The sequence below is a fragment of the Acinetobacter tandoii DSM 14970 = CIP 107469 genome (assembly GCF_000400735.1).
GTDB classification, from domain to species: Bacteria; Pseudomonadota; Gammaproteobacteria; order Pseudomonadales; family Moraxellaceae; genus Acinetobacter; species Acinetobacter tandoii.
In genome coordinates this window covers 134,068-153,823 of record NZ_KE007359.1, presented here as the reverse complement: position 1 = coordinate 153,823, position 19,756 = coordinate 134,068, and the positions used below count along the sequence as shown (strand labels likewise).

The following is a 19,756-nucleotide window of genomic DNA, read 5'->3' as shown; positions in this document are numbered from 1 at the left end:
AAATCGACTAAATTGTTTTATAGTTTTCGCATAAGCTCATCATAATGATTTAGAGGACAACAAACGCAATGAAAAAATTCCTTTTGGGTAGCCTTGCAACGGCCGTATTTGCATTTTCTGGTAGTGTTATGGCAGCGAATTTTGTTGCAGGTAAGGACTACACCGTAGTCGCCAACCCAGGCAAAGTTGAAGTGCCAGGAAAAATCGAAGTGCGTGAATTCTTTTGGTATGGTTGCCCACATTGCTTTAAGTTAGAACCGCATATGCAGACTTGGCTAAAAAATATTCCAAAAGATGTGCGTTTTGTGCGTACTCCAGCTGCAATGAACCCAGTGTGGGAACAAGGTGCACGTGGTTACTATGTTTCTGAAGCCTTAGGTGTGCGTCAGAAGACCCATTTACCTTTGTTTCATGCGATCCATGTGAATGGTCAGCAAATTTTTGATCAGCAATCTCAGGCGAAATTCTTTACCAAATATGGTGTACCTGAAGCTAAATTTAACAGCATGTTTAACTCATTCATGATTACCTCTAAAGTCGCACAAGCCAATCAACTGGCAAAACAGTATCAGTTAACAGGTGTACCTGCGGTCGTGGTGAATGGTAAATATGTGGTACAAGGTGAAGATGCCAAAGTGACCCAAGTCGTGAGCTACTTGGTTGAGAAAGAGCGTAAAGCCAAATAATTTGTGAAGTGTTAAAAAAACCTGCAACGATGCAGGTTTTTTATGAGAGATTTTCGAGGTTAAGGATAGGCAAAAGCTTTTATTTCTTATGAATGATTCCTCGAAAGAGCAGTTCAATTTGTTCAATGGTTTGAGCTTTAAAATGCTGGCGTTGTTGTAGCTGCTGCAGATTGTCTGTTGCGACCATGAAATTAATCCAAGACATGGCCCAGTTAAAAGATGAATTAATCAGTAAGTTGGACAATACCTGAAGGTCATTCAAGGCATAAGTTGGTTCGACTTCACTCAACTCATCAGTTAAATCTTCAATGAGATATTCAATTTCTCGGGCAATGGCATAACGCAATAAAGCATTGCCTCCCCAACGTTCAGCACTAATAAAAATCCACCATTCGGGATGCTGTTGTACCGCGGTAAAGAATTGATCCAAACGGGGCTCGATATTCCTAGGTTGTTGTAGTAAGGAGGCTAATTTGAGTTCATGCAAGACTCGTTTATGTTGTAGGGCGATCTGGTCAATTAATTCTAAACCAAGCTGATTTTTATCTAAGAAATGGCGGTAAAACGCGGTTGGCACTAAACCGACAAGGCGAGTAATTTCGCGTAGGCTCATACTACTAAAAGACATTCCCGATGAACTTAAACTTAAGACGGCATCCAACAGCGCTTGGCGGCTTTGTTGTTTACGTTCATCTCGTATAGACATAAGGACTCTCGAATGGCTTTGCTGGAGTTTAACAAATTTTTTGACCAGAAAAACAGCAGTAATTTGGTGCTAAAAGCGGTGTCATGTTATTGCCTTGAGTTTTTTCATGACAGGGTTGTGGATATACCATTTGACGAGATTGCATCTGCTATACTTGTGCGCAACGAATTTCTGGCAATATTAAAGGCGAATTATGCGTATCGACCAACGTACTCTAGATCAATTACGTGATGTAAAAATTACCCGCAATTACACACGTTATGCTGAAGGTTCTGTGCTGGTTGAATTTGGCCATACCAAAGTGCTATGTACCGCCAGTATTGATAATTCTGTACCCCGTTTCCTGAAAGGCAAAGGACAAGGCTGGGTAACCGCAGAATACGGAATGTTGCCACGTTCAACGCATACCCGTAGTGACCGTGAAGCGGCGCGTGGTAAACAATCTGGACGTACTCAAGAAATCCAGCGTTTGATTGGCCGTAGTTTACGTGCCATGGTGGACCTGAAAAAACTGGGTGAAAACACCATTACTATCGACTGTGATGTGATTCAAGCTGATGGTGGCACACGTACTGCTGCAATTACAGGTGCAGCAGTTGCATTAGTGGATGCCATGAATGTTTTGCTTGAACAAAAGAAAATTAAGCATGATCCATTAAAAGGTTTGGTCGCAGCTATTTCTGTTGGTATCTTCAAGGATGAGGTCTTATTGGACTTATGTTATGAAGAAGATTCAAATTGTCAGACCGACTTGAATGTTGTCATGACGCAAGCAGGTGAGTTTATTGAAATTCAAGGTACTGCGGAAGATAAACCATTTACCCGTGCTCAAACCAATGCGATGTTAGAAATGGCTGAACAAGGTATTCAAGCCTTGATCCAGAAGCAGCAAGAAGCTTTGGGTTGGTAATACGTCTGATCTTTGGAAAATAAAAAAGCACCTAGATGGGTGCTTTTTTATTACAAAACCTAATCAAATCAAGCTCAATCCATAACATGCACTTAATTTTATACCCATGATCGCGATGTAAACTCCATGCCATTCATTTTATTGGAGCATGGATTTATGGCTCAATTTTTTATCCTGTTTTGTGCAGTGGTGACCTTTGCACTCATGGCGTGTGATCCACGCCCGACTGAATTAAAACAAACGGCTTCTGCTTGGGATCAAACGATTCATCCCTCACAACAAGATCAGCAAACGTCAAAAGATTCAACAGCATCATAAAAACTTACGGTGCCTTTTGAGTCAGCAGTTGATAGCTATGATTCTTCCCATTCAACACATCCATATTTAAATCTTTGTATTGATTTAACAACTGTGGATGCGGATATTTACATTCAGGTTTTAGCTCTACCCCAGTTTGATGAATGGCACTATAACAGGCATTTACAGCCTGAATAAATTGGTAATAAGGGGGCAGAGGCAATTGAGCTGCTGTCAGCACCTTAGGAGCAAGAAAATGTGCTGCAATATTTTTTTGCTGGAAAAGACTGCGATCAATTGGGTAGTTACTCCAGACAGCGAGAGGTGTACTGAAAAACTTCACATCTTTCTTTTCTGCTTTTTCTTGCGCGGAAGCGAAGAAATGGAAGTCATCATAAACCTGACCTAAATTCGGCAAATGATCACCAAAGAAAATCACAATGGTTGGGCGTTTCTGCTGTTTTAAATCTTGCAGCAACTTTTCAACATGTTGATCCGCACGTTGTAAGCCAGTCAGATAGGTATTCAGTTGACGTTTGGAACTTTCACTCAATTCTGGCTGATTAATGTTGAAATGATCCATACCATAGCGATCATCATTGTAGTTAAAGTGATTTTCGACGGTAATGGCATAGATAAACTGCGGTTGTTCAGTGTGTTTCAGTTGGTTGCGAATAGATTGATAGAGTAAATCATCGTTTGCCCAACCCGCCTGATTGATATATTTGGCACGATCTTGTGCACTGGTCATATTTTCCAGCGAAGTAAAGCGATTGAAACCTAAGTTTTGATAAACCGAGTTGCGGTTGTAAAAAAACTTACCACTATTGTGCATGGCCGTGGTGTCGTAACCCAAACTATTCAAATAAGTGGCTAGAGAATAGGTGGGGCGTTTCAGTTTGGACACATACATCAATTCATTATGATTTAAGTAGATATTCAAACTGGTCAGGACTTCAAACTCCACATTGGCAGTACCGCCACCAAAACTTGGTGAAAGTAAACTCGAAGTTTGATAGCGATCGAGTGTTGGGGTGATGTTTTGGGGAATATTTTTACCCAATTGACGTGCATCCCAATGTGCCTCGCTCATGATCATCACAATATTGGGCTGTTGCTCAGGCTTAAGCACAGGCATGGTCGTGCTATAAGGTGTATATAGGGCTTTGATGGTCGCTTCGGGAATATTTTCGGTATTAAACAATCGAGTATTTAGGCTATCCATCGACTTTGAAAAAAAGAAGGGAATAAAACCAATTTTTTGAATGGTGAGATGATCACCAATCCAATCACCTTTGGTATTAGGAAAGGCTTGTCGGTATTCACATAGCCAGCCGAGTTGGTTTTGTTGACATAACTGGCTAAAGTTATTGCTGAAATTTGCGCTAATTAAAACGCCCAAACTACAAAGGGATAATAATGCATTTGATAAAAACAACCGCTTTTTCTCAAGTTGTTCTTTACGGTAGAGAAAGACTATGAGGGTGATACATACAGCAACCCCTGAGAGTACTGAAAATTTAAGTAACCAAGGTGCAACAACAAAGGTTTCTTTAATCAATAAAAAAATAAACTGACTAAAAAAAATGGTAATAAAGGTTTTTCTGAACAACAAGTAAATAAAGGAAATCAGGGCATAATTAATCAGCACCGAGATGACGATTTTTGCGCCATTCAGCTGAAAATATTGCTCAGGATTATTCAGGATACGAGGAAGGGCTGGATAAAGGCAGAAAAAAGCCACAGACACGAGGGCAATCAGCAAAAATAAAAGTTGCTGTTTCCAGATATTCATAACATATGTTGAGGGAGGAGAAAGGCAGTTCGGAATTATAGAACTTTCAAGATTATTTTCAATGCACTTTATATAGATTCAAAATTGGTGATCAGCCTGAACAGTGATCACCAAAATCGGATCAATCATTAGCCATTAAATCGCATCGATAAATCAATTGCTTTGACATCTTTGGTCAATACACCCATTGAAATATAGTCAACGCCAGTCGTGGCAACTTGGCGTAAATTATCAATGGTGATGTTACCCGAGGCTTCTAATTTGCAACGGCCTGCGACATGTTGAACAGCATCAATCATTTGTTGCTGACTAAAATTATCCAGCATCACAATGTCCGCCTTGGCTTCAAGCGCTTGATTGAGTTCATCCCAAGTTTCAACTTCAACTTCAACAGGTTTGCCTGGTGCAATCTGATGGGCTTTGGCAATTGCTTCGGCAATACCACCTGCTGCCATAATATGATTTTCTTTAATTAAGAATGCATCAAATAAGCCTAAGCGATGATTTTGCCCACCGCCTACTGCAACGGCATATTTCTGCGCAATACGTAAACCAGGTAAGGTTTTGCGAGTATCGAGCAATTTGGTGTTTAAACCATCAAGCTGTTTGACATATTCAGCAGTTTTGGTCGCGACAGCCGATAAAGTTTGAACAAAGTTCAGCGCAGGACGCTCAACCGTAAGTAAGCTGCGTGCAGAACCTGCGAGTTTTAAAAACGCTTCATTGGCTGCAACTTTATCGCCGTCTTGTTTTAACCAAGTCACCTGAACTGAAGCATCAAATGCCTGAATCAATGCATTTACCCATGGTTGACCAGCGAGAATCATGTCTTCACGACTAATGATGGTCGCAGTCGCTTGCTCATCTTCAGGGGTTAATAAGGCCGTAATATCCCCATCACCAATGTCTTCTTGGAGTGCTTGTTGAATATTGATTTGAATTGATTGTTCAAGCAGCGTTGGAGAAATGCTCATAGTCTTTCCGTGTCTTTTTAACCCATGAAAATTGCGCGTTATCTTAACATTGTTCTTTATAGTTTATGCCGTAGATTTGAGATTTTATGATGAAAGTTTTAGCATGATGGAGTTATAAATAAAGCTTCAATATAGTTAGGAATGGATTATGCAGCAGCTCCCCTCTTTTCAGGTTGTCGATGGTCAACTCATCGGTGCGAAGCAAATTCCATCGCCGAATTTTAATCAGCGACCAGCAGAGGCCAAAATTGAATTGGTGGTGATTCACAACATTAGCCTACCACCATCGCAATTTGGAGGGGGGTATATCCAGCAATTTTTCCAGAACCAGTTGGATGCAACACTACACCCTTATTTTGAAACCATTCAAGAGCTGAAGGTCTCAGCACATCTGCTGATTCTGCGTACAGGCGAGGTGCTGCAATTTGTGAATTTAGCACAACGCGCTTGGCATGCTGGACGTTCATCCTATTTGGGGCAACAGGAATGTAACGATTATTCTATCGGAATTGAACTTGAAGGCAGTGATGACTGTGCTTTTGAAAGTCTGCAATATCAGGTTTTGGCGCAAGTCGTGGTGAGTCTGCAACAGGCTTATCCAACGATAAAACAGCATGTGGCTGGTCACTCTGATATTGCACCAGGGCGTAAAACGGACCCAGGTCCTTACTTTGATTGGGTGAAGTTCAGAAGCTTGGTACATCAGATTAAGAATGCAAAATAAAAAGACATTTCCGTTGAGTTTAATCATTTAACAACGAATTTTTTTCACAAGTTTCATTACAATAGCGACTAATTTTTTTATTGGGTGGATACGATGGCGCTTTGGCGGTCGACCTTTATTGTCAGTGCAATGACCATGTTGTCTCGCGTACTCGGATTGGTCCGCGATATCGTCTTGCTCAATGTCTTTGGTGCAGGGAAGGATTTCGATACATTTGTGGTTGCGTTCCGTATCCCCAATTTCTTTCGGCGCTTATTTGCAGAAGGGGCATTTTCACAAGCCTTTATTCCTGTACTAACTGAATATAAAACCAGTAAGGCACATGCTGAAGTCCAGATTCTGATTAGCCGTGTGTTTGGCGGCTTGCTGACGATCATGACCTTGCTGACCTTTATTGCGATGGTGGCTGCACCAGCAATTTTGTATATCTATGCACCTGGTTTCCATGCCGATCCAGAGAAGTTTGATCTTGCGGTCAGCATGTTCCGCCTGACGATTCCATATTTAATGTTCATGTCTCTGACCGCCTTTGCCAGTAGCATTTTGAACAGTTATGGTTCATTCGCTTCGCCAGCATTTTCGCCAGTCCTGCTTAATGTGGCAATGATTGCAGGAGCATGGTGGCTTACACCGTATATGGCTGAACCGATTATGGCCTTGGGGTGGTCAGTTGTCGTGGCGGGGGTATTACAGCTTGCGATTCAGATTCCAGAACTTTGGCGCAAAAATTTATTAATTCCACCGAAGGTTGATTTTAAGCACGAAGGTGTCGACCGCATCATGAAGTTGATGCTACCAGCGTTGTTTGGTGTTTCAGTCACTCAGATTAATTTATTGCTGAATACCATTTGGGCATCCTTTATGCAGGATGGTTCGGTGTCATGGCTGTATAGTGCGGAACGTATGACAGAATTACCGTTGGGGCTGATTGGTGTGGCGATTGGGACGGTTATTTTACCATCGTTGTCAGCACGACATGCGGAGCAAGATCAACATAAATTCCGTGGCATGATGGATTGGGCTGCCAAGGTTATTGTGTTGGTTGGGCTTCCTGCCAGTATTGCTTTGTTTATGCTTTCGACACCAATTATTCAAGCCTTGTTCCAGCGGGGTGAGTTCACTGTAGAAGATACACAAATGACAGCGCTGGCTTTACAGTGTATGAGTGCAGGTGTTATTGCTTTTATGCTGATTAAGGTTTTTGCACCCGGTTTTTATGCTCAGCAAGATACCAAAACCCCAGTACGCGTGGGTTTAATGGCGGTAGCAGCAAATGCCATTTTAAACGTGGTATTTATTGGTTTCTTTAAATTGATTGATTGGCATGCTGAACACATGGCGTTGGCAATGGCCTCATCTGGCTCAGCCTTAGTCAATGCGGGGATGTTGTACTTCTACTTGCATAAACGCCATATTTTCCGTTTTGGCCCACATTGGAAAAAGCTGTTTTTACAATATGCTGTGGCCAACATTGTCATGATTGCTGCCTTGGCATATGGTTTAACTTGGTATGATGGCACTATGTCACAATGGATGCGTGTTGCAGAAGTGATTGGCCTATGTGTAGTGGGCGTTATAGCTTACCTGATCGGATTAATTGTAATGGGTTTTCGTCCGCGCGATTTACGTCCATAAAGATCATTTTTGATCGAGACTGAAATCAAAGCATTCGCTGTTTTTAAAGGTTATCTATAGTAAAAAAAGGGACTGATCTCAGTCCCTTTTTTTCAAGGCAGTACTTGTAATAATTCGACATCAAAAATTAAGGTACTGTTTGGCTCGATAATATCGCCTGAACCGATCTGACCATAAGCGAGATGAGCAGGAATAAAGAAGCGATATTTTGCCCCTTCCTTCATTAATTGTAAGCCTTCGGTCCAGCCTTGAATCACTTGATTGACTTGGAATTCGACAGGGTGTTGACGTGCAATCGAACTATCGAAAACAGTACCATCAATCAGGCGACCTTCATAATCGACTTTAACTTTTGAGCTGACTTTAGGTGTTTTTCCAGTACCGGCTTGAATGACTTGATATTGTAATCCTGACGCAGTGGTTTGTACGCCTGATTTTTTGGCATTTTCTGCAAGAAAGGCTGAGCCGATTCTATTATTTTCTTCAGCTTTCTTTCTTAATTCAATTAACTGTTGGGCTTCTGCCTGTTTTTTATATTGGGTTAAGACACGTGCCATTTCTTCATCGGTCAATGAAGCTTCTTTGCCTTGAGCGGCTTCTCTGAGCCCTTGAATGAAGGCTTCAAGATTTAAATCTTTCAACGATTCGGCATTGGTGCGACCCATTAAATAGCCAAAGCTATACCCAATTTGTTCTGTGCTTGGACTGCTAGTGGTAATAGGTTTCGCAAAAGCTGCTGCACTGAATAACAGTGTAGATGCCAAAAGTATGTGTATTTTCATTCAATCGTCCTAAAGTCTTTTTCGTGTCGGAATATTCAAAACTCCAAGGAATATTGACGACAGTACTTTTTATTTTTTCTGCGTTAAATTTGAATGGGGTGGGGATTAAAAATCATATGGAGTAGATCGAATCTATTCGATTTAATGCCCACGTTTTATGCAAAATTTAATCTCTAAAGTCAAAGAAGGAGAGCTCAGCTCTCCTTAATTTCTTACTTTACTTTAATTAATTCAACATCAAAAATTAGTGTGCTATTGGCTGGAATCGTGCCTGGCACACCTTGTTCGCCGTAGCCCAATTTAGCAGGAATAAATAAAGTGGCTTTACCACCTTCCTTCATCAATTGTAAGCCTTCAGTCCAACCTGGAATTACCTGATTAAGTGGGAACTCAATTGGCTCTCCACGTTGAATTGAGCTATCAAATACTTTGCCATCAACCAATTTACCAGTGTAGTGAACTGTCACGACAGAGTCAGCCGATGGCTGCTTGCCCGTACCTTCTTGAGTAATAATATATTGTAATCCAGAAGCAGTCGTTTTTACTCCTGGCTTTTTGGCATTCTCTGTCAGGAAGCTATCACTAGCACTCTGTGTATTTTTAGCTTGATCTGCTTGTTTTTTCTGCATTTCTTGTTGGAATTGCTGATAAGCTTGCTGCAATTCTTGTTCAGTGTATGCAGGTTGTGTACGAGCATGACCTTCACGTACGCCTGTTACAAAGCTGTTGATATCAAGTTCAGGAGGTGTTTGATGTGCGACTTCATAACCTAAAGCATAACTAATTTTTTCAACAGCAGAAGCATTTTTAGAGGCTTTTGATGTGATGGCTTCAGGGTGTTTGGTTGCATAATAAACTGGAACAAGTGCAGCACCGCCTAAAATTACAGCAACAGCGATGGGTAAGGCTTTACTCATAGGGTTTTCCAAAATTCATTGTAGTAATCAAAAATTTGCCGCTATTTTAGCAAACTTTTTAATGCTTAGATGGTATTTCAACCGATTCTATATTCGGATATTACTATATGCCTGTATAGGTCAAGAAGCTATAACAGACTGATTACCTAAAACATTTTTTATACAAATAAAAAAGGACCAACATGATGCTGATCCTTTTAAATAAAAAAATGATTGTTAAGTATTAATCATCTTTCGCATTTTTATAGGCATAAGCGTAGTTATAGCCATAACTTGTGCCAGCTGTACGTTGAATATCATTCAAGATAATACCTGTCACTTTAACGCTGGCCTGTTCAAAGCGGTTAACGACCAATTCAAGCTCTTTAATTTGTGTCTTACCATAACGCGCAATAACAAGATTAACACCAGCATATTGAGAAATGATAATACCATCGGTAACCGCCAAAATAGGTGGTGTGTCGATAATGATATGGTCAAATTGAGTAGACAAGTTTTCCAATAAACTTTTAAAGCGTTCAGTGCTGAGCAACTCAGATGGATTTGCTGGACTCTTGCCACGAGTAATCACCGATAAATTTTCAACTTCTGTTGTCTTGAGAATCTTCTCTAACGGATGTTGACCATTGAGGTATTCAGCGAGTCCTGCTTGGTTATCTTCATGGAAGTACTTATGTAAATAACCACGGCGTAAGTCTGCATCAATTAATAGTACACGTTTGTTGCTTTGCGCCAAAATAACCGCGAGGTTGGTTGAGACAAATGATTTACCAAGTTCTGGTGCAGGACCTGAAATCATAATAATGTTATTACGCGCATTATTGAGGGCGAAATGAATTGCAGTACGCATACTACGTAAACTTTCAATCGCAATATCATCACTATTTTTGACAGCAAGAATCGGGATACTTTTCTTCTTCTTGATAATATTAATACGACTTTCTTGCACAGGTGAGCGTGGCACAGTCGCATAGACAGGCAGATCAAGTTCAGTCTCAATTTGACCAGAATCTTTAATTCCTGTGCGCAGCATATTTCGCATTAATGCGACTAATACACCGATAAACCCACCGACAAAAATCGATAGCAAGAGTACTAACAATTTTTTAGGTTTAATTGGCTCAATTGGCAAGACTGCGGTATCAACAATACGCACATTACCAATTTCACCGGCTTTGGCAATACGTAACTGTTGATAAGAGTTTAACAATGTAGTGTAGAGTTGCTGTTTAACTTCAACTTCACGATATAACTGTAAATAACGACGTTGTAGGTCGGGTAATTGTTTCAGCGTTGCATTCAGCTCTTTAATTTTACTGTTAATTGCAGCAAGTTGAGCACCGATTTGTTGCATTGCTGGGTGTTCAGCAGTGTATTTTTCTGAAAGTTCAGCCTGCTTCTGTTCCAGTTCAATTTTTTGAGTTTCAAGGCTAATGCTTTGAGTGAGATAAAGTTCAGATTCCTTCGTGACATCAACGGTGTTGTACTGTTCACGGAACTTGTTAAACTCACGTTCAGCAATATCAAGTTGCTGTTTTAACTCTGGTAGTTGTTCATCGAGGAACTTTAAAGTTTGTGCTGTTTCAGCAGAACGACGTTCGATGTTTTGTTTGCTATAAGCAACCAAAATAGAATTCAGAACTTTGGTAATGTGCTCTTTATCAGCTCCCTGATAATTAAGCCCAAGTACGCCCGTAAGTTTTCCTTTTTCTGCCACAGAATAATTCTGCAGAACCGTATCCACAGCGGCTGGTAAAGACATTTTCTGAACATTGTAACTTGAACTCAATGGATCACGACTAAAAATGCCAATATTCCAAGTTCCAATAGATGAACGACTTTGGTTGATCTGATTCAATGTCCCTTTAAAAACGACTTCATCTGTTTTTTGATCTGTAAGGGTAAATTGCTTATTCTCAAAACTCAAAAGTAGTGGTTTGTCGAGATATTCAGCAGGGACATCAAATTTTCGAACCTGAAATGACTGTTCGTTATTGTAAAAAGTGACAGCCTGTGGCTGATATTCAGTTTGAAAGGTATCTTGATTCAACAAACGATGGAAAACAGTGTCATCGGTTGATGATATACTAAAATCTAAATGCAATTGTTGGATAACTTGTCCTAAAACCAAACGCGATCTTAGAATTTCTATTTCAGCTTGAGCAGGGGACTTCTGATCGACCATTGACGATAAATCACCCAGTAATGCTGCAGTGCCTGCCCCTTTGCTATCTTCAACTTGTATCAGTGCATCAACCGCATAAATATCTTGAGTTGTTCTTAAATAAAGTAATGCACACACCAAACTTAAGATGGTACATAATGCAATCAGTTTCCATTGAGCAATTAACGAAAAGAACAGCTCTTTTAAATCAATTGTGTCTTCTGTATTGGTATTTTGGCTCATAATTTTGCTATCAATGGGTTAAATATGTTTCTTCCAGTCACTTATACAGTTTTGTATAAGCTGACAGGTATCATCAAAAACGGCTTGCTCATGCTGGTAAGGGTCAGGAACATTTTTACCTTGCCAATGGCCAAGTCGAAAGGTTTTTCCTTTGGAAAATGGCCATGTCTGCTCAATATGTTTTTGCTGATTTTGACTCATGACTAAAATTAAGTCGGATTTTTTTATTAATTCTGCATTTAGTTTTTTGGCGACATGTGCCTGCATATCAATACCATGTCTTTGCATACATAAGATGGCTTTATCATCGGCATTATGACCAATTAAACCAGAGATTCCAGCCGATTCAACATGAAGTTGAGGGAATTCCTGTTTTAAAAAATATTCAGCCATCGGACTACGACAAATATTTCCAATACAGACCACGAGAATATTTTGAATGTGCATTAGTTCCCCAAGCGATCAATATTATATAAAGCATTAGAGAAAGGTAGAATTTGGGTCACAATACGTTGCCAACGCGCTAAGCCAGTGGAGTCAACATAAACAATATCATTGCGGCGCATTTTAAACTGATTAGCTAAACCAAAATCCCCTAAACTTAACAAATTCATATGATAAAGTTCGGTTTGCTGCGTTTGCGGATCACTACGCAACACATAAATACGACTTGCACTGGCAGTATTGGGGTTTAAACCAAGACTTTCACCTAAGACATCACTTAAGCTCATACCCTGATCACGCATTAATAAGGATTGGTTCTTGCCAGACTCACCCATTACGTAAATTTTTTGATTTTCTTTTGAATTTACATAAAGCGTATCATTGGGTTGAATTAAAAGATTATGCAGCGAATAACCTGCTTTTTCTAAATCAATGCTATTTAACTGATAAGTACGCCCCTGACGCACTAATGTGATGGAGGTATTATCCCCATACTGGGTGTTTACCCCGCCAGCTAAACCAAGTGCAGTATAAACACTTACAGGTTGGTCACTCAGGAAGAATTGTCCACCTTTCATCACGTTGCCTTGGACAGAGTAACGCTGTCCTTGATAAGACAGGACACGGGCAATTACGTCAGGGGTTTTTAAATAGCGTGAAAGTTGATTACGTAGTTCCTGATTGACTTGGTTAAGTGATTTCCCCGCTGCTTTGTAGCGTCCAATAATTGGGAATTGAATATAGCCTGCTTGATCAATTTGGAAGCCATTGGCTTGAATGGATTGATCATTACTGACTGCTGTATTAATAGGCGGAGTAATTTCAGGATAAGCCCATAAATAGATAGATAAAATATCGCCAGGGCTAAGTTTATAGTTCAGTTGCGAGTGACGAAATAAGCTAGAAATATCTTGTATATCAGTATTTTGATTTTGCTGTAAATGGCGTAGGGTGTTTTGATTTAACTGGATAACATTCACAGAGCTTCCAAGCTCGGTTTGATAGACTCCTTGTTCAGGTAAATCATATGTTTGTAGGCCGGGCGCTAAAGCACAACCGACAGTGCTAAGTGTGAACCCTAAAAGGCCAATATATTGTAGAAATTTCACTCTGAACCCTATTATAAAAATATTTCAATCTTTTGATGCGATTGAGTGTATCTATTCAAAATTTAGCTAACTATAACAAATTGTATAATTTATTTATACGCATTTACGTTAAGACAAAATGTATTTCTGTTATATTAGCGAATAGCCGATAAAATGGCATTTAATTTATTCCAAAGTCAATGAGCACGGGCATCAAGGCAAACACATGTTGCAGAATTCAGAGTTAAAAATAGCCATTATTGGTCTGGGGTATGTGGGGTTGCCGTTGGCGGTAGAGTTTGGGAAAAGTGTTCCTGTTGTGGGATTCGATATTCATCAAAAACGGATTGATGAATTAAAAAGTATGCAAGACCATACGTTAGAAGTCACGCCTGATGAGCTGTTGGCTGCAACGCAATTAAGCTATTCCTCAGAATTACTGGATTTACAGGACTGCAATTTTTTTATTGTGACTGTTCCGACCCCAATTGATGATTTTAAGCAACCAGATTTAACACCATTAATTAAAGCATCTGAAAGCATTGGAAAAGTATTAAAAAAAGGTGACGTCGTTGTCTACGAATCAACTGTTTATCCAGGTGCAACAGAAGAAGTTTGTATTCCTGTATTAGAAAGAGTTTCTGGACTCCAATTTAATCAGGATTTCTTTGCAGGTTATAGCCCAGAGCGTATTAATCCTGGTGATAAACAGCACCGTGTAACCAACATTTTAAAAATTACTTCAGGCTCTACGCCTGAAACTGCTGACTATGTGGATCAGGTTTATAATTTAATTGTTGAGGCAGGTACACATAAAGCACCAAGCATTAAAGTGGCTGAAGCAGCCAAGGTGATTGAAAATACCCAACGTGATGTCAATATTGCGTTAATTAATGAGTTGGCGCTGATTTTTAATAAATTAGGAATTGACACTGAAGATGTGCTCAAAGCTGCGGGTACCAAATGGAACTTTTTACCATTCCGTCCAGGTTTGGTGGGAGGCCATTGTATTGGCGTAGATCCGTATTATTTAACGCATAAAGCTCAATCGATTGGGTTACATCCCGAAATTATTTTAGCTGCACGTCGACTAAATGATCGCATGGGTGAATATGTGGCGACACAACTGATTAAGGAAATGGTGAAGAAACGCATTCAGGTTGTCGGCTCAAAAATATTGGTGATGGGCTTAAGTTTTAAGGAAAACTGCCCAGATATTCGAAACAGTAAAATCATTGATATGGTCAATGCCCTAAAAGATTATGATCTCGATTTGGATATTTATGACCCATGGGTGGATCCTGAAGAAGTGAAACACGAATATGGTTTGGCGCCTGTTAAAAATTTGGAATCAGGGCAATATGACGCCATTATTCTCGCAGTTGCACATGATCAATTTAAGGCGATGACTTCACAAGAAATGCATGCATTAGGTAAACAGAATCACGTCTTATATGACTTGAAATATATATTAGATAAAGAAGAATCTAATATTCGGTTATAATTAACGAAATTTTATATCTAGCTTAAAAAAGTTCGAGGAAATAATGCTACAAGGCTCTACAATATTAGTAACAGGCGGTACAGGTTCTTTTGGGAATACATTTATTCCAATGACGCTAGAAAAATATAATCCTAAAAAAATAATCATTTTTTCTCGTGATGAAATGAAACAATGGGAAATGGCGAAAAAATTTAAAGATGATAAACGTGTACGTTTCTTTATTGGTGATGTAAGAGACAAAGAGCGTCTATATCGTGCTTTAGATGGTGTGGATTACGTTGTTCACGCGGCTGCAACAAAAATTGTACCGACTGCTGAATATAATCCTTTTGAATGCATTAAAACAAACATCAATGGTGCAATGAATTTAATTGATGCATGTATTGATAAAAAAGTAAAAGGTGTAGTTGCACTATCAACAGACAAGGCTAGTAGCCCAATTAATTTATATGGTGCAACAAAACTTGCATCTGACAAATTATTTGTTGCTGGTAATGCCTATTCTGGCGAGCACGGTACGAAATTCTCCGTTGTTCGCTACGGTAACGTAATGGGTTCTCGTGGTTCAGTTATTCCTTTCTTCATGTCAATTAAAGATAAAGGTATTTTACCAATTACAGATGATCGTATGACCCGTTTCATGATTTCTTTGGAACAAGGTGTGGAATTGGTTTGGCACGCATTTGAAGATATGGTCGGTGGAGAGATTTATGTGAAAAAAATCCCTTCAATGAAAGTTACCGATTTAGCAACAGTTGTAGCACCAGAAGCTAAACAAGAAGTAGTAGGTATTCGTCCAGGTGAAAAGTTGCATGAGCAAATGATTAGTGTTGAAGATGCTTACTATACTTACGAGTATCCAGAACATTATAAAATTTTACCTGTAATCAATGATTGGGCGGAAACTCAAGAACGTATTAAAGATGGTACAAAAGTGCCAGAAGGCTTCCATTATTCAAGTGATAACAATGCTGAGTGGATGAGCGCTGAAGACTTACAAGCTTGGTTAGTAAAAAATGCAGAGAAAGTAGGTAATATTTAATATGTTTATTCCTTATGGTAGACAAAATATAAATCAGGCTGATGTTGATGCGGTTGTTCAGGTTCTTCAATCTGATTTTTTGACACAAGGACCACAAGTTCCTCTGTTTGAAAAATCGGTCGCAGAATTGGTAGGTGCGGAGTATGCCTTTGCCATGAATAGTGCGACTTCAGCTTTGCATGTAGCTTGTTTGGCATTGGGATTAAAGAAAGGAGATGTCCTTTGGACATCTCCTATCACTTTTGTAGCATCAGCAAACTGTGCATTGTACTGTGAAGCGGATGTTGATTTTGTTGATATTGATCCAGATACTTACAACCTTTCAGTCAATGCTTTAAAAGCTAAACTAGAATTTGCAAAACAAAATAATAAATTACCCAAAATTGTGGTGCCAGTGCACTTGTGTGGTCAGTCCTGTGATATGGAAAAAATCTATGCGCTTTCTCAAGAATATGGTTTTAGCATTATTGAAGACGCATCTCATGCAATTGGTGGGAAGTATAAAGACCATTATATCGGCTCCAATCAGTATTCTGATATTACAATTTTTAGTTTTCATCCAGTCAAAATTATTACGACTGCTGAAGGTGGAATGGCGCTTACCAATAATGAAGAGCTTGCAAAGAAAATCGATTTATTACGTAGTCATGGTGTAACTCGTAACCCTGAGTTTATGACTAAACCTTCAGAAGGCCCATGGTATTACCAGCAGGTAGAGTTGGGTTATAATTACCGTATGACTGAGTTACAAGCAGCTCTGGGTGTTACACAATTGACTCGTCTAGAAGCTTTTGTTGCTAAGCGACATGAGATTGCTAATAAATATAATGAGTTATTAAAAGATTTACCTTTAATCACACCATATCAATTGCCAGAAACATACTCTGGATTACATCTTTATGTCATTCGTTTGAAGCTAAATGAATTGAGCAAAGGGCGTAAAGAAATCTTTGAAACGTTGCGAGAGAAAGGGATTGGTGTCAACGTACATTACATTCCAGTACATACTCAACCTTATTATGAGCAGCTTGGTTTTAAGCAAGGGGACTTCCCTGAAGCTGAGGCTTATTACGAAGCGGCTATTAGCTTACCAATGTTTCCTGATTTGACTGATGAGCAAATCCAGTATGTTTACCAAACTTTAAAAGAGGTGTTGGTATAACAATGCAACTGGCGGTTATTCCTGCGCGGGGTGGAAGTAAAAGAATTCCTCGGAAAAACATTAAACACTTTTATGGTAAGCCCATGATTGCGTGGTCAATTGAGGCAGCGCTTAAGAGTAATTGTTTTGATGAGGTGTGGGTTTCGACCGACGATAAAGAAATCGCAGATATTGCAGTAGAGTATGGGGCGAAAGTACCATTTATGCGTCCCGCACATTTGTCTGATGATTATGCAACTACCGCAGATGTGATGCAGCATGCAACTCAGGAATTTGAGCATTTAACAGGTCGGCGTCCAGAACATGTTTGCTGTCTTTACGCCACAGCTCCTTTTGTTCAAGTTAATGATTTAAAAAAGGGATTGCAGTTACTTAAGAATGATTCGATTGATTATGCATTTAGTGCTACAACATTTCCGTTTCCAATTCAAAGAGCAATAAAGTTGAATAAAGAAGGGACAGTTGAAATGTTTAGTCCTGAAAATTTCAACGTTCGCTCTCAAGATTTGGAAGAAGCTTGGCATGATGCTGGACAATTTTATTGGGGAATTACTCAGGCTTGGTTGGATAAATGTCCAGTTTTCTCAAGCAAGTCCCGAATTGTAGAGCTTCCTAGAACACATGTGCAGGATATTGATACTTTAGAAGATTGGCAATTGGCAGAGCTGTTATTTGGTGCCTTGAAATTATGGTAATGCGGATAGGTTTTAGGGTTGATGCTGCTAAACATATTGGAACTGGTCACTTGCATCGGTGTTTAACTTTGGCTTATTACTTAAAGGCTAAAGGGCATGAATGTATTTTCTATTGTAGAGATTATGGACAAGGTTTTTATTACTTAGTATTGGATGCAGGTTTCCAACTAGAAATTTTGGGTCAAACAAAAATTGGCAGTTTGCCAAAATCTGAAAAAGACTGGTTGGGTGTAACTATAGAACAAGACAGTCAAGAATTTATAGAAAAACTAAATGAGAAAACAATAAATATCTGTATTGTTGATCATTATGCATTGGATATTTACTGGGAGCGGATTATTCGTAAGCATGTTTCGAAGTTAGTCGTTATAGACGATTTAGCTCGTGAACATGAATGTGACATCTTATTGGACCAGAATTTTTTTCCGAACTATAAACAACGCTATGACTTTATTACCCCTTCAACAACTATCAAACTGTTGGGGCCGGAGTACTGTCTTCTTAAAAAAGAATTTAGTTACTTTAGATCGTCGAAAAATAAAGAAAAAATTAATAGTAATAGGATTTTGATTAATTTTGGTGGTGTAGGAAACTTTGTACTTTTACAAAAAGTTATCACTGTTATCACACATGTAGATAAGTATGATTATATTTTAATTACGGGAATGTTAGAGAAAGATCGATTTCAGTATTTGGAAAGTTTGGTTGCCAATAAGGCGAATATCAGAATTATGCAGTCGTCATCAAAGATGGCTGAATTAATGAACAGTGCAAGTTTTGCGATAGGTGCTTGCGGTTCAACGGTTTGGGAGCGTTTTTGTTTAGGGCTAAATGCCGCTCTGGTACAAGTCGCAGATAACCAACGTGTCTTATTAGGATATTTGGCTGAGGAAGATTTGATTGATAATTTAGGTGATTGGAATGACTTATCTGAAGATCAATTATTCAATTTTTTAAATAAATTAGACATCACTAGTACTTATTACCACCAAAGAAGAATCAAAATAATGGAACATGTTGATGGTCTTGGTGCTGTGAGAACATGTGAAAAAATCTTGGAGTTAAGTAATGTTTAAAGGAATAATAAGACCTGTTCAATTGACAGATGCAGAAATGATTTTAACGTGGCGTAATCAAGATTCTGTCCGTATGAATATGTATAACCATGATGTTATTGAGTTGGATGCTCATCTGAAATGGTTTAATTCTATTTTAGTCAATGATTCTTGCCGGTATTTTATTTACGAACAAAATAATACGCCACTCGGCGTACTTTCTTTTAATGATATAGATTTAAAAAATCAGAAAGCATCTTGGGCTTTTTACTCTGGGGATACCGCTGTAAGAGGTATTGGATCTGAGATGGAGCAATTAGCGTTAGATTACGCTTTTAATGAATTAAACTTAAATAAATTATGTTGTGAAGTTTTAGAGTTTAATTTTACTGTTGTTAATTTCCATCGTAAATTTGGTTTTAAAATGGAAGGCGTTAAGAAACAGGATTACTATAGAGATGGTAAATTCTATGATATCTATCAGTTAGCCCTGTTCAAAAAAGATTATCAAAAAATAAAGGCACAAGCTTATAGTCCGATAGAAAAAAGCTATGTGTGGAATTTTTCTATTTCAGAAGAGAAAATTGATCAATTTGCCACTTTATCTGGTGATAAAAATCCAGTTCATTTAGATAAGAATGTTGCGATTTCATTAGGCTTTGAAAATAGGATTGCACATGGTGCTTTACTTGCCGCAGAGATATCAAAAGTTGCGGCTATGGACTATCCAAGTAAAAATGCAATTTATTTGGGACAAAACTTAGAGTTTAAAGCGCCCGTTTATCCAAATGTAGAGCTTACAGGAAAGGCAAAATTAAAAACACAAATAGGGCGTTATGTTGCTATAGAGTATGGTGTTTACCAAGAAGATAGGCTTGTTGCTCAAGGTGAGTCCGAGTTTTTGTTAAGCTAACATACATAAGTAGGTAAAGT

At 39.0% G+C, this 19,756-nt stretch carries 19 protein-coding genes; 11 read left to right on the top strand and 8 right to left on the bottom strand.

Annotation, left to right across the window (positions count from 1 at the left end; all coding sequences use genetic code 11):
• The first annotated feature begins 68 nt into the window (after positions 1-68).
• Positions 69-686 carry a thiol:disulfide interchange protein DsbA/DsbL gene (locus tag I593_RS00795; RefSeq protein ID WP_016165694.1) on the top strand — a complete coding sequence of 206 codons (618 nt, stop codon included), beginning with the start codon at positions 69-71 and terminating at the stop codon, positions 684-686.
• 79 nt (positions 687-765) lie between these two features.
• On the opposite strand, the gene I593_RS00790 is transcribed toward I593_RS00795, so the two are convergent.
• Positions 766-1,392, bottom strand: coding sequence for a hypothetical protein (locus I593_RS00790; RefSeq protein WP_016165693.1), 627 nt, complete (start codon positions 1,390-1,392; stop codon positions 766-768).
• A 193-nt stretch (positions 1,393-1,585) separates the two neighbouring features.
• Between I593_RS00790 and rph the strand changes: the two genes are divergently transcribed.
• Together rph and I593_RS20565 are read left to right on the top strand one after the other, a co-directional pair.
• The gene (gene rph / locus I593_RS00785) at positions 1,586-2,302 is read left to right on the top strand and encodes a ribonuclease PH (protein WP_016165692.1); all 717 of its coding nucleotides are present in this window, start codon (positions 1,586-1,588) and stop codon (positions 2,300-2,302) included.
• A gap of 156 nt (positions 2,303-2,458) precedes the next feature.
• A complete protein-coding gene (locus tag I593_RS20565; RefSeq protein WP_016165691.1) occupies positions 2,459-2,620 on the top strand; it encodes an ABZJ_00068 family colistin stress protein in 162 nt (53 codons plus the stop codon).
• A 4-nt stretch (positions 2,621-2,624) separates the two neighbouring features.
• Here I593_RS20565 and I593_RS00780 read toward each other — a convergent pair whose 3' ends face one another.
• Together I593_RS00780 and nadC are read right to left on the bottom strand one after the other, a co-directional pair.
• Positions 2,625-4,394 carry an LTA synthase family protein gene (locus I593_RS00780; RefSeq protein ID WP_016165690.1) on the bottom strand — a complete coding sequence of 590 codons (1,770 nt, stop codon included), beginning with the start codon at positions 4,392-4,394 and terminating at the stop codon, positions 2,625-2,627.
• Between the two features lie 128 nt (positions 4,395-4,522).
• Complete coding sequence (nadC, locus tag I593_RS00775) at positions 4,523-5,368, bottom strand: carboxylating nicotinate-nucleotide diphosphorylase (RefSeq protein ID WP_016165689.1); 846 nt, start codon at positions 5,366-5,368, stop codon at positions 4,523-4,525.
• Between the two features lie 148 nt (positions 5,369-5,516).
• On the opposite strand from nadC, the gene ampD reads away from it, so the two are divergent.
• Together ampD and murJ are read left to right on the top strand one after the other, a co-directional pair.
• On the top strand, positions 5,517-6,092 hold the full coding sequence (gene ampD, locus I593_RS00770; RefSeq protein WP_016165688.1) for a 1,6-anhydro-N-acetylmuramyl-L-alanine amidase AmpD: 576 nt from the start codon (positions 5,517-5,519) through the stop codon (positions 6,090-6,092).
• Positions 6,093-6,176: 84 nt separating this feature from the next.
• Positions 6,177-7,727: a murein biosynthesis integral membrane protein MurJ gene (gene murJ / locus I593_RS00765; protein ID WP_171069562.1), complete on the top strand. Its 1,551-nt coding sequence runs from the start codon at positions 6,177-6,179 to the stop codon at positions 7,725-7,727.
• A gap of 92 nt (positions 7,728-7,819) precedes the next feature.
• Here the strand turns inward: murJ and I593_RS00760 are convergent, their stop codons facing one another.
• The 5 genes from I593_RS00760 to I593_RS00740 all read right to left on the bottom strand — a co-directional run bounded on the left by I593_RS00760 (position 7,820) and on the right by I593_RS00740 (position 13,386).
• The gene (locus I593_RS00760; protein WP_016165686.1) at positions 7,820-8,509 is read right to left on the bottom strand and encodes a BamJ family beta-barrel-assembly machinery protein; all 690 of its coding nucleotides are present in this window, start codon (positions 8,507-8,509) and stop codon (positions 7,820-7,822) included.
• Positions 8,510-8,721: 212 nt separating this feature from the next.
• Positions 8,722-9,426, bottom strand: a complete 705-nt coding sequence (locus I593_RS00755) for a BamJ family beta-barrel-assembly machinery protein (protein WP_016165685.1) — start codon at positions 9,424-9,426, stop codon at positions 8,722-8,724.
• Between the two features lie 223 nt (positions 9,427-9,649).
• Positions 9,650-11,833, bottom strand: a complete 2,184-nt coding sequence (locus I593_RS00750; protein ID WP_016165684.1) for a polysaccharide biosynthesis tyrosine autokinase — start codon at positions 11,831-11,833, stop codon at positions 9,650-9,652.
• 18 nt (positions 11,834-11,851) lie between these two features.
• Positions 11,852-12,280, bottom strand: coding sequence for a low molecular weight protein-tyrosine-phosphatase (locus I593_RS00745; RefSeq protein ID WP_016165683.1), 429 nt, complete (start codon positions 12,278-12,280; stop codon positions 11,852-11,854).
• Complete coding sequence (locus I593_RS00740; protein ID WP_016165682.1) at positions 12,280-13,386, bottom strand: polysaccharide biosynthesis/export family protein; 1,107 nt, start codon at positions 13,384-13,386, stop codon at positions 12,280-12,282. Before I593_RS00740 ends, I593_RS00745 begins: the two co-directional genes overlap by 1 nt.
• 205 nt (positions 13,387-13,591) lie before the next feature.
• Here I593_RS00740 and tviB point away from each other — a divergent pair, with 205 nt between their 5' ends.
• The 6 genes from tviB to pseH are packed head-to-tail and all read left to right on the top strand — an operon-like array spanning position 13,592 to position 19,736.
• A complete protein-coding gene (tviB, locus tag I593_RS00735) occupies positions 13,592-14,869 on the top strand; it encodes a Vi polysaccharide biosynthesis UDP-N-acetylglucosamine C-6 dehydrogenase TviB (protein WP_016165681.1) in 1,278 nt (425 codons plus the stop codon).
• Positions 14,870-14,912: 43 nt separating this feature from the next.
• A complete protein-coding gene (gene pseB / locus I593_RS00730; RefSeq protein WP_016165680.1) occupies positions 14,913-15,911 on the top strand; it encodes a UDP-N-acetylglucosamine 4,6-dehydratase (inverting) in 999 nt (332 codons plus the stop codon).
• 1 nt (position 15,912) lies between these two features.
• Positions 15,913-17,073 (top strand): UDP-4-amino-4,6-dideoxy-N-acetyl-beta-L-altrosamine transaminase, encoded by a 1,161-nt coding sequence (gene pseC, locus I593_RS00725; protein ID WP_016165679.1) that lies wholly within the window; start codon positions 15,913-15,915, stop codon positions 17,071-17,073.
• Positions 17,074-17,075: 2 nt separating this feature from the next.
• Complete coding sequence (gene pseF / locus I593_RS00720; RefSeq protein WP_016165678.1) at positions 17,076-17,768, top strand: pseudaminic acid cytidylyltransferase; 693 nt, start codon at positions 17,076-17,078, stop codon at positions 17,766-17,768.
• Complete coding sequence (gene pseG, locus I593_RS00715) at positions 17,762-18,844, top strand: UDP-2,4-diacetamido-2,4,6-trideoxy-beta-L-altropyranose hydrolase (RefSeq protein ID WP_026441148.1); 1,083 nt, start codon at positions 17,762-17,764, stop codon at positions 18,842-18,844. The genes pseF and pseG overlap by 7 nt, the downstream gene beginning before the upstream one ends.
• Positions 18,837-19,736, top strand: a complete 900-nt coding sequence (gene pseH / locus I593_RS00710) for a UDP-4-amino-4,6-dideoxy-N-acetyl-beta-L-altrosamine N-acetyltransferase (protein WP_016165676.1) — start codon at positions 18,837-18,839, stop codon at positions 19,734-19,736. The genes pseG and pseH overlap by 8 nt, the downstream gene beginning before the upstream one ends.
• Positions 19,737-19,756 lie beyond the last annotated feature (20 nt).

Coding starts and splice junctions, on each gene's coding strand:
- ampD (WP_016165688.1), top strand. CDS start 5,517: ATGCAGCAGCTCCCCTCTTTTCAGGTTGTCGATGGTCAACTCATCGGT.
- pseF (WP_016165678.1), top strand. CDS start 17,076: ATGCAACTGGCGGTTATTCCTGCGCGGGGTGGAAGTAAAAGAATTCCT.
- pseG (WP_026441148.1), top strand. CDS start 17,762: ATGGTAATGCGGATAGGTTTTAGGGTTGATGCTGCTAAACATATTGGA.
- I593_RS00760 (WP_016165686.1), bottom strand. CDS start 8,509: ATGAAAATACACATACTTTTGGCATCTACACTGTTATTCAGTGCAGCA.
- pseC (WP_016165679.1), top strand. CDS start 15,913: ATGTTTATTCCTTATGGTAGACAAAATATAAATCAGGCTGATGTTGAT.
- I593_RS20565 (WP_016165691.1), top strand. CDS start 2,459: ATGGCTCAATTTTTTATCCTGTTTTGTGCAGTGGTGACCTTTGCACTC.
- I593_RS00750 (WP_016165684.1), bottom strand. CDS start 11,833: ATGAGCCAAAATACCAATACAGAAGACACAATTGATTTAAAAGAGCTG.
- I593_RS00790 (WP_016165693.1), bottom strand. CDS start 1,392: ATGTCTATACGAGATGAACGTAAACAACAAAGCCGCCAAGCGCTGTTG.
- tviB (WP_016165681.1), top strand. CDS start 13,592: ATGTTGCAGAATTCAGAGTTAAAAATAGCCATTATTGGTCTGGGGTAT.
- pseB (WP_016165680.1), top strand. CDS start 14,913: ATGCTACAAGGCTCTACAATATTAGTAACAGGCGGTACAGGTTCTTTT.
- I593_RS00780 (WP_016165690.1), bottom strand. CDS start 4,394: ATGAATATCTGGAAACAGCAACTTTTATTTTTGCTGATTGCCCTCGTG.
- nadC (WP_016165689.1), bottom strand. CDS start 5,368: ATGAGCATTTCTCCAACGCTGCTTGAACAATCAATTCAAATCAATATT.
- rph (WP_016165692.1), top strand. CDS start 1,586: ATGCGTATCGACCAACGTACTCTAGATCAATTACGTGATGTAAAAATT.
- pseH (WP_016165676.1), top strand. CDS start 18,837: ATGTTTAAAGGAATAATAAGACCTGTTCAATTGACAGATGCAGAAATG.
- I593_RS00755 (WP_016165685.1), bottom strand. CDS start 9,426: ATGAGTAAAGCCTTACCCATCGCTGTTGCTGTAATTTTAGGCGGTGCT.
- I593_RS00745 (WP_016165683.1), bottom strand. CDS start 12,280: ATGCACATTCAAAATATTCTCGTGGTCTGTATTGGAAATATTTGTCGT.
- I593_RS00795 (WP_016165694.1), top strand. CDS start 69: ATGAAAAAATTCCTTTTGGGTAGCCTTGCAACGGCCGTATTTGCATTT.